This window comes from Motilimonas pumila (genome assembly GCF_003596335.1).
Lineage (GTDB): Bacteria > Pseudomonadota > Gammaproteobacteria > Enterobacterales > CBDFNC01 > Motilimonas > Motilimonas pumila.
Genome location: NZ_QZCH01000020.1, coordinates 53,674 through 67,977, shown reverse-complemented (window position 1 = coordinate 67,977; position 14,304 = coordinate 53,674). Strand labels below are relative to the sequence as shown.

Annotated in this window: 14 protein-coding genes; 10 read left to right on the top strand and 4 right to left on the bottom strand. The window is 45.1% G+C overall.

Features of this window, described 5'->3' with window-relative positions; translation table 11 throughout:
• Nucleotides 1-28 precede the first annotated feature (28 nt).
• The 3 genes from D1Z90_RS14675 to D1Z90_RS14665 are packed head-to-tail and all read right to left on the bottom strand — an operon-like array spanning nucleotide 29 to nucleotide 1,872.
• Nucleotides 29-1,219: an ABC transporter substrate-binding protein gene (locus tag D1Z90_RS14675; RefSeq protein WP_119911536.1), complete on the bottom strand. Its 1,191-nt coding sequence runs from the start codon at nucleotides 1,217-1,219 to the stop codon at nucleotides 29-31.
• Between the two features lie 9 nt (nucleotides 1,220-1,228).
• Nucleotides 1,229-1,690, bottom strand: a complete 462-nt coding sequence (locus D1Z90_RS14670; protein ID WP_119911535.1) for a TIGR02444 family protein — start codon at nucleotides 1,688-1,690, stop codon at nucleotides 1,229-1,231.
• Nucleotides 1,687-1,872: a hypothetical protein gene (locus tag D1Z90_RS14665; RefSeq protein ID WP_147378774.1), complete on the bottom strand. Its 186-nt coding sequence runs from the start codon at nucleotides 1,870-1,872 to the stop codon at nucleotides 1,687-1,689. Before D1Z90_RS14665 ends, D1Z90_RS14670 begins: the two co-directional genes overlap by 4 nt.
• A 123-nt stretch (nucleotides 1,873-1,995) precedes the next feature.
• Between D1Z90_RS14665 and D1Z90_RS14660 the strand changes: the two genes are divergently transcribed.
• Nucleotides 1,996-2,475 (top strand): FKBP-type peptidyl-prolyl cis-trans isomerase, encoded by a 480-nt coding sequence (locus tag D1Z90_RS14660; protein ID WP_119911533.1) that lies wholly within the window; start codon nucleotides 1,996-1,998, stop codon nucleotides 2,473-2,475.
• A 153-nt stretch (nucleotides 2,476-2,628) separates the two neighbouring features.
• Nucleotides 2,629-3,660, top strand: coding sequence for a dihydroorotase (gene pyrC, locus D1Z90_RS14655; RefSeq protein WP_119911532.1), 1,032 nt, complete (start codon nucleotides 2,629-2,631; stop codon nucleotides 3,658-3,660).
• A 69-nt stretch (nucleotides 3,661-3,729) separates the two neighbouring features.
• Here the strand turns inward: pyrC and D1Z90_RS14650 are convergent, their stop codons facing one another.
• Entirely contained in the window at nucleotides 3,730-4,062 is a 333-nt protein-coding gene (locus D1Z90_RS14650) for a hypothetical protein (RefSeq protein WP_119911531.1), read from the bottom strand.
• Between the two features lie 126 nt (nucleotides 4,063-4,188).
• On the opposite strand from D1Z90_RS14650, the gene D1Z90_RS14645 reads away from it, so the two are divergent.
• The 8 genes from D1Z90_RS14645 to D1Z90_RS14610 all read left to right on the top strand — a co-directional run bounded on the left by D1Z90_RS14645 (nucleotide 4,189) and on the right by D1Z90_RS14610 (nucleotide 14,287).
• On the top strand, nucleotides 4,189-5,130 hold the full coding sequence (locus D1Z90_RS14645) for a chemotaxis protein CheV (RefSeq protein WP_119911530.1): 942 nt from the start codon (nucleotides 4,189-4,191) through the stop codon (nucleotides 5,128-5,130).
• Nucleotides 5,131-5,400: 270 nt separating this feature from the next.
• Nucleotides 5,401-6,717, top strand: a complete 1,317-nt coding sequence (gene tig / locus D1Z90_RS14640; RefSeq protein ID WP_119911529.1) for a trigger factor — start codon at nucleotides 5,401-5,403, stop codon at nucleotides 6,715-6,717.
• An 82-nt stretch (nucleotides 6,718-6,799) separates the two neighbouring features.
• Nucleotides 6,800-7,423 (top strand): ATP-dependent Clp endopeptidase proteolytic subunit ClpP, encoded by a 624-nt coding sequence (gene clpP / locus D1Z90_RS14635; RefSeq protein WP_119911528.1) that lies wholly within the window; start codon nucleotides 6,800-6,802, stop codon nucleotides 7,421-7,423.
• Between the two features lie 96 nt (nucleotides 7,424-7,519).
• Nucleotides 7,520-8,803, top strand: a complete 1,284-nt coding sequence (gene clpX / locus D1Z90_RS14630; RefSeq protein WP_119911527.1) for an ATP-dependent protease ATP-binding subunit ClpX — start codon at nucleotides 7,520-7,522, stop codon at nucleotides 8,801-8,803.
• A 141-nt stretch (nucleotides 8,804-8,944) separates the two neighbouring features.
• Complete coding sequence (gene lon, locus D1Z90_RS14625) at nucleotides 8,945-11,296, top strand: endopeptidase La (protein ID WP_119911526.1); 2,352 nt, start codon at nucleotides 8,945-8,947, stop codon at nucleotides 11,294-11,296.
• A 209-nt stretch (nucleotides 11,297-11,505) separates the two neighbouring features.
• Nucleotides 11,506-11,778: a nucleoid-associated protein HU-beta gene (hupB, locus tag D1Z90_RS14620; protein ID WP_119911525.1), complete on the top strand. Its 273-nt coding sequence runs from the start codon at nucleotides 11,506-11,508 to the stop codon at nucleotides 11,776-11,778.
• A 142-nt stretch (nucleotides 11,779-11,920) separates the two neighbouring features.
• Nucleotides 11,921-13,819 (top strand): peptidylprolyl isomerase, encoded by a 1,899-nt coding sequence (gene ppiD, locus D1Z90_RS14615; RefSeq protein ID WP_119911524.1) that lies wholly within the window; start codon nucleotides 11,921-11,923, stop codon nucleotides 13,817-13,819.
• Nucleotides 13,820-13,882: 63 nt separating this feature from the next.
• Nucleotides 13,883-14,287: a hypothetical protein gene (locus D1Z90_RS14610; protein ID WP_119911523.1), complete on the top strand. Its 405-nt coding sequence runs from the start codon at nucleotides 13,883-13,885 to the stop codon at nucleotides 14,285-14,287.
• Nucleotides 14,288-14,304: the final 17 nt, after the last annotated feature.

Here is a 14,304-nt window from a genome sequence, read left to right as displayed (position 1 = left end):
ATGGCCTTCATCAGCTAGTCAGGTTTTGCTATTGGCCGTAACGTTTGATCCATTCTTTTTCAATGTATCCTACCCAGCTTGGGTGAAGCTCAACCAAAATGTGCCCCAGTTGCACCGGCGTTAAACTGGCTGGATGGCGTTCAATGGCGTTGAAGCTTGTGGTTTGCTGCGGGGTTAATTTATTTAATGCCAATACCGTTGGGTCGCCCCAAATTGCGGGATCCGCTTTTCTTGCTTGAGCTTCTGGAGATAACAAGAAGTTAGCGAACACTTTGGCACCGGCTTTCGCGTTAGCGTTGTACGGAATAGCAACAAAGTGGGTATTGCCTAAGCTGCCCGCTTTATGGACGTAGGTTTTCACCGTTTCAGGCAGTTCCCCGGTTGCAATGCTGTTGGCTGCATCATTAGGGTTAAAGCTGAATGCAATGGTGATGGCTTCATCATTGAGTTTAGCTTTGAGTTGCGCTTGGCTGCTTACAAACGTTTTACCTTGGCGCCACATTAGCGGGTGCAGTTGGTCTAAATAGTGCCAAAGCGGCGCCAAAACTTGCTCAGGGGACTCGCTTTGTTCGATATCTTGGTACAAGGCCGGGTGTGCATTACTGGTTTCAATCAGCATCTGTTTTAAAAAACTCACACCATGAAAATCAGGCAGCTTAGGATAGCTGAATTGCCCCGGGTTTTGTTTTAAGTACGCCAATAACTCTAACGCTGAGGCGGGAAATGGTTTCACTTTAGCGCTGTCCGCCATAAATACAAACTGTGCCATGCCCCAAGGTGACTCATACCCCTCCACTGGGGTGCCAAAGTCGAACGCGATAGACGGCTTTTGTTCAATATCCACCAAGACAAAGTTAGGCAATGATTCAGCAAACGGGCCATGGAGCAGTTCGTTGGCTTTCATGGAAGCAAAGTTCTCGCCGTTAATCCACACTAAATCCACGCTGCCTTGGGCATGTTTCCCAGCTGTTTTTTCGGCTAATACCTGATTAACCACATTTGCTGTGTCGGCCACTTTGACGTGTTTGACTTCAATACCATATTGAGACTGCGCGGCGCGAGCAGCCCAGCGAATGTAATCATTGATACTTTGAGAGCCGCCCCAAGCATAAAAATACACGGTTTGCCCTTTGGCTTTGGCTAAGGTCTCAGGCCAGGTCTCTTGACCCCATGAAGAAGCGGATATAAAGAAACATAAAAACACCCATAACTGCCGCATTGCTGGCTCCTAGTTAACGTTTGTGGTTTGATGGCACACATTACTCAGTGAGTGACTCACTGCTTCGGCTTCTTTTACGCCTTGAATGCCTAAGTAAGTCATTAAGTTTGTGGTCTCAGTTTGTGTTGAAAGGGGAAGTTGACTTGCCAGGGTGTCAATTTGCTGCTGTAAGTCTCGCTCTAAACCCAGTTCGGTTATGAGTATGTGTGAATATTGCTGTGGCGCAAGCTGTTTTACTTGCATTCGCACCGCTCGCAATGGCCGTAATATACTCTGTTCAAATATTTCAGCACAGTCTCGGCATTGTTGCCAGAAACTCTTTGAATAAAATAGCGTTTTCTCATCTAATTCAATGGCTAATAGCAATAAGTTAACGTTGCATTGATGCGTATTTTGCAGCGCGTGTAATGGCCCTTGGCTGTTGCTGTGATACCGCCGCTCAATCTCTGGCCATTGCCAAGGGCATGTCATTGGCTGCCTTTTTTAAGCTCGGTGGCACATTTTTCGGAAGCACCTTGGTTGTTTGGGTGGAGCTGTTTAGGGGAGTGGGCGACATCTTCTTGGCTTAGATCGCTGCAACAACTGCCAAAATGCACTTGTTCAAGCCATTGCTGTAATTCTTCTTCGCTGACCTTGTTAGTTTTTGACATCATATTGCTCTTAATGGGGTTACGATACTAAGAATAACAAACATATTTGTCGCTGGGCAGGCTTGTATTTGCTTGCAACGATACATTTCGTTAAAGTCCTAGCAAAATGAAACAAGAGAGAAACACATGAATATTACCAAAGATGCTGTGGTGCAATTTGCTTACGAGTTAACGGACCAAGCCGGGACGGTGTTGGAATCGAGCCAAGGTGAGTCTATTGCTTACTTGCATGGCCATAACAACATGTTATCAGGCATTGAAAAAGCGTTAGAAGGTAAAGCTGCAGATGAGCAAATTAATGTGACGCTGGCGCCTGAAGAGGCTTATGGTGAGCGCAAAGAAGATGCTGAGCAACGGGTGTCGGTCAAGCACTTACAAGGCGCCAAAGTGTGGAAGCCAGGCATGGTTGCACAAATTAATACCGAGCAAGGCCCTCGTCAGGTCACGGTGATCAAAGCCGGTAAGTTCATGGTAACTGTGGATACTAACCATCCTTTTGCTGGTAAAACGGTGACTTTCGACCTGACAGTTAAACAAGTGCGCCCTGCCACTGAAGAAGAGTTATCCCATAAACACGCTCACGGAGAAGGTGGCCATCAGCACTAATTTTGTGCTTGGCCGCTGTATCGCTTGACCCTGAAAGGAGCTTTTGCTCCTTTTTTTGTGCAAAAAATTGGGCCAAAACCGTCCCTAGGCCATGACCTGGAAAGGGTTTTAATTTACACTTAGCGCCAATTTTTGGCAGTGAGAGCAGTAAGTATGACAACACAAATAACCATAACTCGTCCTGATGATTGGCACGTACACTTACGCGACGGAGAGGTGCTTGCCGATACCAGTCGTGATATTAGTCGTTACATGGGCCGCGCTATCATCATGCCTAACCTAGTACCGCCTGTCACCAATACCGAACTTGCTTTGGCGTACCATGAGCGCATTATGGCGACGCAACCGGCTGCTACTTTTACGCCGCTAATGACGTTATATTTAACCGATAACACAAGCCCTGAAGAAATTCGTAAAGCCAAAGCCAGCGGTAAAGTTTACGCCGCGAAACTTTATCCCGCAGGGGCAACGACTAACTCAGATTCTGGCGTGACTTCGGTAGAGAAAATTGCCCCGGCGTTAGCCGCGATGGAAGAAGTAGGCATGCTGCTGTTGGTTCATGGCGAAGTGACGACCGCGGAGATTGATATTTTTGACCGTGAAAAGGTCTTTATTGAACAAATCATGCAGCCGCTTGTAGCCAGCTACCCTCAGTTAAAGATTGTCATGGAGCACATTACTACCAAACACGCGGTAGACTTTGTTGCTTCAGCTAATGACAATGTGGCTGCAACCATTACCGCGCATCATTTATTGTTTAATCGTAATCATATGCTGGTGGGCGGCATCAAGCCGCACTTTTACTGCTTACCGATACTCAAGCGTAATACTCATCAACAGGCGCTACTTGAAGCGGCTACCAGTGGCAGCAAAAAATTCTTTTTAGGCACTGATTCTGCGCCGCACGTCAAGCACGCGAAAGAAGCGGCTTGTGGTTGTGCCGGTTCGTATACTGCTCACGCTGCCATTGAGCTTTACGCGCAAGCGTTTGAAATGATGAATGCGTTGGATAAACTAGAAGGTTTTGCGAGTTTTAATGGCCCTGACTTTTATGGCCTGCCGCGTAATACCGATACCATTACGCTCACACGCACGCCTTGGCAAGTGCCGGAGTCTTATCCGTTAGGCGGTGACAAAGTGGTGCCAATCTTTGCGGGTGAACAAATTGACTGGCAAGTTATTTAATTAGATCCAATGTGCAGTTGAGACAATTAAACTAGCCAAACCTCAGGGTTTGGCTTTTTTTTGTCCGTATCACAACAGTAATAGGCCTACACTAAAAACAGCAGCGGCGACGAGTAAGGCTGCAGAGCAATAACTGATGAGTTTGTAAATGATGTGTTGTTGCAGCTGTAAGACGCTATAAAGGGCCAGTAATAAGGTAAAGCATGCAGCTAATAAATAGCCTCGGCCAGTCTGGGTGTCAGATAATTGTTGTTTAAAATTGACAAAATCTAAACTGCTTTGCTGGTATAAATAGAAACTGGTGTCAAACCAACCATATAACAGTACGGCCATGGCCAACAAAAACATAATAGCAACGGCCAAAGGGTGGGCTTTAACGCCAGAAAAAGTTAAATCTCGCATATTACAACTGTTAGCTCTTGGTTAATACTTTCATAAAGGGGCGAAGTTTGAGCGAATTGGCTAAGCTTCTTTAATAGACGGCTATTATGCAAGCTATGGAATATATTTCAATTATCAGAGGTAGCAATGGCGAATATTCTTGAAACCGTTGACCAAAGGACACAACTGGTTGGTGAGAACCGATTAGAGCTGTTGCTATTTAGGCTGCAAACGCATCAGCTTTTTGCCATCAATGTCTTTAAAGTCAAAGAAGTGGTGCAATTACCTAAACTTAATGCCATGCCCAATGCCCACCCGAAAGTCTGCGGTGTTGCGACGTTACGGGGTCAAAGCATTCCGGTGATCAATTTACGTGAAGCTATTGGCATGAACCCCATTGACGTTGATCAAAAGTGTAATTTAGTTATTACCGAGTATAACCGCAGCGTGCAGGGTTTTTTGGTGGGCCAAGTTGAGCATATTGTTAACTTAACCTGGCAAGACATCATGCCGCCGCCCAGTACAGTGGGTAAAAACCATTACTTAACTGCGATAACGCAAATTACTCATCATGACCAGCAGCAATTGGTTGAAATCATTGATGTTGAAAAAGTCCTGGCGGAAATAGTTACTTACAACATTGAAATTTCTGAAGATACCTTAGATGAAAATATCATTAGCGAGTTTGCCGGGCGAAAAATTTTGCACGCTGATGACTCTTCAACGGCCAGAAGGCAAGTATCTGATACTTTAGCCCAGCTTGGAATAGAGGTCATTAGCGTTAATAACGGCATGGAAGCACTGAACATGCTAAAAGGCTGGTGTGACGCAGGTATAAACATTGATGATGAAATACTAATGATGATCACTGACGCAGAGATGCCAGTGATGGACGGTTACAAGCTTACATATGAAGTGCGTAACGACCCTCGCATGAACGATTTATACATTGCGCTCAATACTTCTTTAAGTGGCAGTTTTAACAATGCCATGGTAGAAAAAGTGGGTTGTAACGCCTTTATTTCCAAATTTCAGCCTGATTTATTGGTTGAAGTGGTGCAAACGCGATTGAAGCAAGTCTTACCTTAAGGTCTTAAAATCCACTGATTTTTCAGCAATAACCTTGTTATCGGCAGCGTTATTGCGACTCCCTTCACTATTTGGCTCATTTGTGGCCTCGACTCATTGCCAAAGCGCAGCTATAATGCTGCGTCAAATTTTAGGTTGATTCACTCAATCGCACCAAATTTTACAAGTCAGACCCGCTCTGGCTTGACTTTTAACACGTAAAAGGTAGTTTGCTACCTTTTTATAGAAATAATTCGGCCAATTGATGCCGAAAAGATTTGAGGTAATACAATGCAAGCATCAGTAGAGACGACTCAAGGTCTAGAACGCCGTCTTACGATCACCGTTCCAGCTGAAAAATTCGATCAAGAACTTGATGGTCGTCTTCGTCAGCTAGCTAAAACACAACGCATCGACGGTTTCCGTCCTGGTAAAGTTCCAGCGAAAGTTATCAAGAAGCGTTTTGGCGCAGCCGTGTCTCAAGATATTGCTGGTGAACTAATGCAACGTAACTTCTTCGAAGCGATCATGGCTGAGAAGTTAAACCCTGCGGGTGCACCGGCTCTTGAGCCTGCGGCACGTCAAGAAGGTGAAGACTTCACTTTCGTTGCAACGTTTGAAGTATACCCAGAAGTGGCTATCGGCGCGTTTGACGAACTATCAGTAGAGAAGCAAGTTGCTTCAGTTGAAGACGCTGACCTAGATAACATGCTAGAAACACTGCGTAAGCAACACGCTACATGGTCAATCGTTGATGCAGCTGCAGCAGACGACAACCAAGCGACTATCGACTTCGTTGGTACTATCGACGGTGAAGAGTTTGAAGGCGGTAAAGCAGAAGCGTTCAAACTGGTTATCGGTTCTGGTCGTATGATCCCTGGCTTTGAAGAAGGCGTTAAAGGTAAGAAAGCGGGTGAAGAGTTCGACATCGATGTAACTTTCCCTGAAGAATACCACGCTGAAAACCTAAAAGGTAAAGCGGCTAAATTTGCTATCAAACTGACTCAAGTTGAAGCGCTTGAGCTACCAGAGATCAACGAAGAATTCGTGAAGAAATTTGGCGTAGAAAGCGGTCAAGTTGAAGATCTTAAAACAGAAGTTGGCAAAAACATGAAGCGTGAGCTTGAGCAAACGCTGAAAAACAACACTAAAGAGCAAGTACTTGATGCGCTAGTAAACGCGAACGAAATCGAAGTACCTAAGTCATTGCTTGCAAGTGAAGTTGACGTATTACGCCAGCAAGCGGTTCAACGTTTTGGCGGTCAAGTAGATCCTAAAAACATGCCTGAGCTACCTGCGGAGCTGTTTGAAGAGCAAGCTGCACGTCGCGTAAAAGTAGGTCTACTACTTGGTGAAGTGATCAAAGCAAACGAGCTTAAAGTAGAAGAAGCACGCGTAACTACTATCATTGAAAACGCGGCATCTGCTTACGAAGATCCACAAGAAGTAATCAGCTACTACCAAAGCAACAAAGAAGCGCTACAAAACATTCAAAACGTTGCGCTAGAAGAGCAAGCCGTTGAGTTCATCTTAGAAAAATCAAAAGTGGTCGAAAAAGAAACAACTTTTGAAGAAGTTATGAATAAAGCAGCAGCTAACGCACAATAGATTTGACAATTAGTCGAATCTGACGCTTATAATGGCTCGTGTGATGATCACCCGAGCCATTTTTGTTTAAGGACAACCATCTATGTCAAAAAGTTACGATCCTATGTTTGATGCGCCAAGCAATGCCCTTGTACCTATGGTGGTAGAGCAAACCTCTAAAGGTGAACGCTCTTATGATATTTATTCTCGTTTATTAAAAGAACGGGTTATTTTCCTTACCGGTCAAGTCGAAGATCATATGGCGAACCTAGTCGCCGCGCAGTTACTATTCTTAGAGTCGGAAAACCCAGACAAAGATATTTTTCTTTACATCAATTCGCCAGGTGGCTCAATCAGTGCGGGCATGTCAATCTATGACACGATGCAGTTTATTAAACCAGACGTAAGCACTGTATGTATGGGCTTAGCGGCGAGCATGGGCGCTTTCTTATTAGCCGGTGGTACTGAAGGCAAACGCCACGTATTACCCAATGCTAAAGTTATGATTCATCAGCCCCTTGGTGGCTTCCAAGGTCAGGCATCTGACTTTGAAATCCATGCTCAGGAAATTTTGCGCACCAAACGTCGCATGAACGAGTTGCTCGCACATCACACTGGCCAAGAATATGATGTCATCGCCCGTGATACGGATCGCGATAACTTTATGACAGCTCAACAAGCCGTTGACTATGGCATTGTTGACTCTATCCTAGAGCGAAGAGATTAAGCATTTTTTAGTAACTGCATTAAACTTTAATGAAGCGTAGGTTCAAACCGTCAGTTTGAACCAAAATGGCACATTGCCAAATTATGAGGTTAACGAATGACAGATAAGCGTAAAGGAGAGGGTGATAGTGGCAAACTTCTATATTGCTCCTTTTGTGGCAAGAGCCAACATGAGGTAAGGAAGTTAATTGCTGGCCCTTCCGTTTATATCTGTGATGAGTGTGTAGAGCTTTGTAACGATATTATTCGTGAAGAGATCAAAGAAATTGCACCTAAGCAAGAAGGTGACCGTCTACCCACACCACACGAAATCCGAGCCCACTTAGATGATTACGTGATAGGCCAAGAGCATGCCAAAAAAGTCTTGGCGGTAGCCGTTTACAATCACTACAAGCGACTGCGTAATATCGACGCAGTAGCTGACGGGGTTGAGTTAGGCAAAAGTAACATCTTGCTGATTGGCCCAACGGGCAGTGGTAAAACATTGCTGGCAGAAACACTGGCGCGCTTATTGGATGTGCCTTTCACTATGGCGGATGCCACCACCTTAACCGAAGCGGGTTATGTGGGGGAAGACGTTGAAAACATCATCCAGAAGTTACTGCAAAAATGTGACTATGACGTTGACAAAGCGCAACGTGGTATCGTTTACATTGATGAGATTGATAAGATTTCACGTAAATCAGATAACCCGTCAATTACCCGTGACGTGTCAGGTGAAGGTGTGCAACAAGCCTTACTGAAACTGATCGAAGGCACGGTTGCTTCTGTGCCGCCGCAAGGTGGACGCAAGCACCCGCAACAAGAATTCTTGCAGGTAGATACCAGTAAGATCTTGTTTATCTGTGGCGGTGCATTTGCCGGCCTAGATAAAGTGATTGAACAAAGGGTTCATACGGGCACTGGGATTGGCTTTGGCGCCAATGTGCAGTCAAAAGATAACAAGGCAAGCTTGTCTGAAATCTTTACCAAGACCGAGCCAGAAGATTTGGTCAAATATGGTTTGATTCCTGAGTTTATTGGTCGTTTACCGGTTGTGGCAACCCTAACCGAGTTGGACGCGGATGCCTTGATTCAGATTTTGAAAGAGCCGAAGAACGCGCTGACCAAGCAATACGCGGCATTATTTGAGCTTGAAGACGTTGAACTTGAGTTCCGAGATGACGCGTTGCAAGCAATCGCGCAAAAAGCGATGGACCGTAAAACGGGTGCACGTGGTTTGCGTTCAATTGTTGAGCAAGTGTTGCTTAACACTATGTATGACCTGCCGTCTGCGGTAGACGTCAGCAAAGTAGTGATTGATGAAACAGTTATTAAAGGTGAATCTGATCCTATCTTGATTTACGAAAGTAATGATAATCAAGCCGCTTCATCAGAATGATGCTTTTTCAAACAATTATTTAGGGGCCAATCGGCCCCTTTTTTGTTTTTTCACTTTTTTGCTTTATTAGCCATTGAATCTTTCTTTTAAGCCCCAATATACTGGTTAATAGTGCCCTAGAATTCAAACAGAGAGGACATAATGAGTTTAGAGCGTTCCGAGCGCATAGAAATCCCAGTCTTACCATTAAGGGATGTGGTGGTTTATCCACATATGGTTATTCCACTGTTTGTAGGCCGTGAAAAGTCTATCTCTTGTCTTGAAGCCGCCATGGACAAGGGGAAGCAAGTATTATTGGTTGCCCAGCGTGATGCGTCCACTGACGATCCTGATACCAGTGACATGTTCGATGTGGGTACCATTGCCAACATTTTACAGTTGTTGAAACTGCCTGACGGTACAGTAAAGGTATTGGTAGAAGGTAATCGCCGTGCCAAGGTTGAGTGCTTCTTAGACAAAGAAGAATTCTTTGTTGCCGAAGTTGAAGAACTGGCTCATGAAGAAATTGATGAGCGCGAAGAAGAAGTCCTTATTCGCAGCGCAATTGGCCAGTTTGAAGGCTATGTAAAGCTTAACAAAAAAATTCCACCTGAAGTAATGACTTCGGTGAGCGCAATAGAAGACGCAGATCGCTTGGCAGATACCATGGCTGCGCACATGCCGCTAAAGCTTGAAGACAAGCAAAGTGTATTAGAAATTGCGTCTATTCCTGAGCGCCTAGAGTACCTCATGGCGATGATGGAGTCTGAAATTGACCTGCTGCAAGTTGAGAAAAAAATTCGCAGCCGAGTTAAAAAGCAAATGGAAAAAAGCCAGCGCGAGTACTATCTGAATGAGCAAATGAAAGCCATTCAAAAAGAGCTTGGTGAACTGGATGACGCGCCAGATGAGTTTGAAGCGTTAGCGAAAAAGATTGATGAAGCGGGCATGACTGAAGAGGGTAAAGAGAAAACCCTGGCAGAATTGCAGAAGCTGAAAATGATGTCGCCAATGTCAGCAGAAGCCACCGTCGTTCGCGGTTACATCGACTGGATGATAGGCGTACCGTGGAAAAAACGCTCTAAGGTGAAAAAAGATCTCGCCAAAGCGCAGCAAATACTGGACACCGACCATTATGGTTTGGAGAAGGTAAAAGAGCGTATCCTTGAATACCTGGCGGTGCAAAACCGAGTCAATAAATTAAAAGGTCCCATCTTGTGTTTGGTTGGTCCTCCTGGCGTTGGTAAAACCTCTCTAGGCCAATCGATTGCCAAGTCAACAGGGCGTAAGTACATTCGCATGGCCCTTGGCGGCGTGCGTGATGAAGCAGAAATACGCGGCCACCGCCGTACTTACATTGGTTCTATGCCAGGTAAGCTGATTCAAAAGATGTCAAAAGTGGGCGTGAAAAACCCATTATTCTTGTTAGATGAAATCGATAAGATGGCATCAGACATGCGTGGTGACCCAGCATCTGCGTTGCTTGAGGTATTAGACCCAGAGCAAAACAACAGTTTCAATGACCATTACCTTGAAGTGGATTACGATTTGTCGGACGTCATGTTTGTGGCTACGTCAAACTCGATGAACATTCCGGGGCCACTGCTAGACAGAATGGAAGTGATTCGTCTATCCGGCTACACCGAAGACGAAAAGCTCAACATTTCGAAGCAGCATTTGATTGACAAGCAAATCAAACGTAACGGCCTTAAAGCTAACGAAGTAGTGATTGAAGACAGTGCAATCGTAGGCATTATTCGTTATTACACTCGCGAAGCGGGCGTACGTGGCCTTGAGCGTGAAATTTCGAAGCTGTGTCGTAAGGCAGTGAAGAAAATTTTGCTTAATAAAGACATCAAGCAAGTGACAATCAATTCGGACAACCTTAAAGAATTCTTGGGTGTGCAACGTTTTGATTACGGCAAAGCCGATGATAAAAATCAAATTGGCCAAGTTACAGGCTTAGCATGGACAGAGGTCGGCGGTGATTTACTGACTATCGAAACGTCTGCGGTACCGGGTAAAGGTAAACTGACCTACACAGGTTCATTGGGCGACGTGATGCAAGAGTCGATTCAAGCGGCCATGACTGTAGTACGCTCACGAGCAGAGAAATACCGCATCAATGGCGATTTCTATGAAAAACGTGACATTCATGTTCACGTTCCTGAAGGTGCGACGCCAAAAGACGGCCCAAGTGCGGGTATCGCAATGTGTACGGCATTGGTTTCAACCCTAACGGGGAACCCAGTTAAAGCTAATGTGGCCATGACAGGTGAGATCACCTTACGCGGTGAAGTGCTACCCATTGGCGGACTGAAAGAGAAACTGCTAGCGGCGCTACGAGGTGGTATCGATACGGTATTGATTCCTCATGACAACACGCGTGACCTTGAAGACATTCCTGATAACGTCAAAGATGCCCTCGAAATCATTCCTGTTCGTTGGATTGATGAGGTGCTAAACGTAGCGTTACAAGAAAATCCAGAAGGTTTTGAAGTCGTTAATAAATAAAAAGTTGATGATCCGCAAAATTAGCGGGTCTGAAGGCTGAATTTTCTTGCCAGCCCCAAGTGCTGGCATTAGATTTAACTAGTTGATATTTTGCTTTGCAGTCGTACGCGAGGGGTCAAAGTGTCAAACTCACGAATCAATTCGATTAAGGGTTCCAGAGGAGACTGGCAAATTAATCGAATAAATATAAGAAATATAGGGGACTAACTGTGAATAAAGCTCAACTTATCGATAAGATTGCTGAGGGTGCTGACCTTTCAAAAGCTGGTGCAGGACGTGCATTAGATGCATTTGTTGAATCAGTGACAGAAGCACTGCAACAAGACGATTCTGTAGCCTTGGTTGGCTTCGGTACTTTTTCTGTAAAAGAGCGCAGTGCGCGTACTGGTCGTAACCCACAAACTGGCGCAGAGATTCAAATCGCTGCTGCTAAAGTACCAGGCTTTAAAGCCGGTAAAGCGTTAAAAGACGCAGTAAACTAATCTATTCCGTTTGCTGATTTGCAAACGGAAACTTGATACAATTGGACTAAGCTGTCCAATCTGAGAGACAGGTAACAGCGCATCTAATTCAGGTGCGCTTTTTTTATCTAGGCTTGGTCCAAGGAATAAAGAGAGAAGTAACATGTTGGATAAGTTTCGCGAAGGCGCACAAGGGCCCGCGGCAAAAATAATTTTAATTGTGGTCATTCTATCGTTTGCATTAGCAGGGGTAGGTGGGTATCTCGGCTCAACCACAGAGCAAGCAGCGGTAACCGTCAATGGTGAAGACATCTCACGCCAAGACGTTGAAACGGCTTATCAAAACGAACGCTCGCAAATGGAAAACCAATACGGTGATGCCTTTGCCAATATCGCAGCAGATCCTAACTTCTCTCAACAATTACGCAGTAACGTATTGCAGCGTCTTGTCAGTGAACGTTTAACTGACCAAGCGATTGATGAACTTGGCTTACGCGTGAGCGACGAGCAAATCAAGCAAGCGATTCGTCAAATGCCTGAATTTCAGCGTGACGGTCAATTTGATAACCAAACGTATCTGGCGGTATTGAGTCGTGCGAGCTACTCGCCGGAGCAATTTAGAGATTACTTACGCCAAGACATGTCTCGTCGTCAATTGCTTAACTCTTACATTGCCAGTGAGTTTAGCTTACCGGTAGAGACTGAGCAGCTGTTAAAACTGCAAACGCAAGAGCGTACTATTCGCCAGCTAACGATCCCTGCAGACAAATTTGCGGCAGATGTTAAAGTGACTGACGAAGAAGTGCAAAACTACTTCGATATGAACCCTATGCAGTTCCAAAACCCAGAGCAAGTTAAACTGGAGTTTGTACTGATTGACGTTGCAACGTTAGCCCAAGACATTACCCTGTCTGATGATGAAATCAGCAAGTACTACAACGAGCACCAAAAAAGCTACAAAGCGGATGAAAAGCGTCTAGTGGCTCATATCTTGGTGGATGGCAGCAAAGAAAATGCCGAGCAACAAGCTTATGCCTTACTTGAAAAGCTTAACCAAGGTGAAGACTTTGCGGCATTGGCTAAATCGGACTCCGATGATACCTTTAGTGGTGAAAATGGCGGTGAGTTAGATTGGTTTGTAAAAGGTGATAATGACCCTGCGTTTGATGACGCGGCATTTGCCTTGACTGCAGCAGGCGACCTTTCTGGCGTCGTTAAAAGTGAGTTTGGTTACCACATTATCAAGCTTATTGATGTTCAAGCTGATGCAGTAGCACCGCTTGCTGAAGTAAAAGACAAAATTGCGACCACGCTGAAGCGTGATAAAGCAATGGCGGTATTCTACGAGAAGCAACAACAGGTCAGCGAGCTTGCATTTGAAGTGCCAGATACGCTATCAGAAGCAGCGGACGCTGCCGGTCTTGAAGTGGCGACTACAGAGTTCTTCAGTCAAGCTTCTGCTGTGGGTGAAATTGCTAACCCTCTCGTGTTAAACCAAGCGTTTTCAATCGATTTCCGTGAGGAAGGCTTAAACTCTGAGCTGGTTGAATTATCACCTGAGCAATCGATTGTGTTTCGCGTAACGGATTATAAAGCGCAGTCTGCGAAAGAATTAGCAGAAGTTAAAGACCAAATTGTGGCGCAGCTAAGCCAAGAAAAAGCCGGTCAAGCGGCCGCTGACTTTGCTAAAAAGTTGTCTAATGACCTGAGTGCTGGCAAAGACATTACTGCTGACATTGAGACTTTGGCGCTGAGCTTCAAGCCAGAAGAAACGATTTCTCGCATTAACCCTGGTTTTAACCAAACCGTGGCTAATACAGTGTTTGCTATGGCTAAACCTGCGGCTGGCGCAATGAGCTATGAAACCGTTGAGCAAATGAATGGTGACATTGTATTGGTTGAGTTAAGCCAAGTAGCAGACGTGAATAACTCAGCTGAGAGCACCAAAGAAGTTGATCAATTGTCACAGTTTATCCAACGCGCTCAAGCGGACGGTAGCTACCAAGCCTTGATTAAACTTTTACAAGACAAAGCAGAAATTACGTACCCAACCGCAGAATAATTGTGTGAAAGGGTGTAGATTTAAAAAGGCAGCGTTAAGCTGCCTTTTTTATTGGGGGAAACTGTGCTGAAAATTGTGTTGATCATCTTTGTTTCATTAGGCGTTATTCTATTGGGCTCTGCCGGCTTTTTGTTGGTTTCGAACCCTAATGTAGAGCGTGGCAGTGGTGAGCGAGTATCCGGTTCAACCAATCAAGAAATCACGGTGGCGAGCATTTACGGCAAATGGCGCAGTGAAGATAAGCCTTATGGCGATTATGAATACTTTGAGTTCACTCCAGAAGGTTACACTTTTGAAAACCGCTTTTTCCCCGCGACTTATACCCTAGAGGATAAGAGTGTGACTGTGAGTAAAGTCAGTGAATCTATCACGTTTCGTTTTCTTAATGATGAGCTGATAGAGCGTAAAGTGCCGCGGTTAAAGCAAATACGTTATGTTCGCCAACTACCACCCGGTGCAGCAGAGTAGTAGAAGCGTTCAGTCAA

Excerpts from the sequence above, each read along its gene's own strand:
- tig (WP_119911529.1), top strand. The coding sequence starts at position 5,401 with ATGCAAGCATCAGTAGAGACGACTCAAGGTCTAGAACGCCGTCTTACG.
- D1Z90_RS14645 (WP_119911530.1), top strand. The coding sequence starts at position 4,189 with ATGGCGAATATTCTTGAAACCGTTGACCAAAGGACACAACTGGTTGGT.
- D1Z90_RS14660 (WP_119911533.1), top strand. The coding sequence starts at position 1,996 with ATGAATATTACCAAAGATGCTGTGGTGCAATTTGCTTACGAGTTAACG.
- lon (WP_119911526.1), top strand. The coding sequence starts at position 8,945 with ATGAGTTTAGAGCGTTCCGAGCGCATAGAAATCCCAGTCTTACCATTA.
- clpP (WP_119911528.1), top strand. The coding sequence starts at position 6,800 with ATGTCAAAAAGTTACGATCCTATGTTTGATGCGCCAAGCAATGCCCTT.
- D1Z90_RS14675 (WP_119911536.1), bottom strand. The coding sequence starts at position 1,219 with ATGCGGCAGTTATGGGTGTTTTTATGTTTCTTTATATCCGCTTCTTCA.
- D1Z90_RS14670 (WP_119911535.1), bottom strand. The coding sequence starts at position 1,690 with ATGACATGCCCTTGGCAATGGCCAGAGATTGAGCGGCGGTATCACAGC.
- pyrC (WP_119911532.1), top strand. The coding sequence starts at position 2,629 with ATGACAACACAAATAACCATAACTCGTCCTGATGATTGGCACGTACAC.
- ppiD (WP_119911524.1), top strand. The coding sequence starts at position 11,921 with ATGTTGGATAAGTTTCGCGAAGGCGCACAAGGGCCCGCGGCAAAAATA.
- D1Z90_RS14650 (WP_119911531.1), bottom strand. The coding sequence starts at position 4,062 with ATGCGAGATTTAACTTTTTCTGGCGTTAAAGCCCACCCTTTGGCCGTT.
- D1Z90_RS14665 (WP_147378774.1), bottom strand. The coding sequence starts at position 1,872 with ATGATGTCAAAAACTAACAAGGTCAGCGAAGAAGAATTACAGCAATGG.
- clpX (WP_119911527.1), top strand. The coding sequence starts at position 7,520 with ATGACAGATAAGCGTAAAGGAGAGGGTGATAGTGGCAAACTTCTATAT.